Source organism: Dellaglioa sp. CoH-57-MRSF-19, assembly GCF_056781975.1.
Window position 1 is genome coordinate 1 of the sequence record NZ_JBXAXW010000125.1, and the last position, 476, is coordinate 476.

A 476-nucleotide genomic window follows, 5' to 3' on the forward strand; every position below is an offset into this window, starting at 1 on the left:
CGGAGCGTGGAATTCACGGCGATGGTCGCGGCGCACGAAGCGGGCCACGCTCTGGTCTACGCGCTGCTGAAGCGCGTTGCTCCGTTCGAGCTGAAGGTGAACGTCGCATCGTTCAAGGGCGGTTACATGATGCCCGTGGTCGAGGGCGAGGATATCATGTCGAAGCAGAACGTTCTGGACGAGATTTGCGTGTTGCTCGCGGGCCGCGCGGCCGAAGAGCTGGTGTTTGGCCAAACCTTCTCGTCGTCGGGGGCCGCATCCGATATCGGGAAAGCCACGCAGCTCGCGGGTCAGTACACGCGTCACTGGGGCTTTGACGGCAATATCGCGCGCGTCGATAAGCATGTGACTGGTTATGCACCGTATTCGGTCAACGCCTACGACGAGTCGGACGAGCGGATCGCGGCTATTCTGGCCGAACAGCTGGTGCGAGCCAAGACCACGATTCAGGAGAACCGTGATTACTACACGGCTAT

The 476-nt window shown here is 60.7% G+C and carries 1 pseudogene; it reads left to right on the forward strand.

Going from position 1 to position 476, the window contains the following annotated elements:
- Positions 1-476, forward strand: a pseudogene (locus AC1RO3_RS08580) (hypothetical protein); the annotation flags it as partial.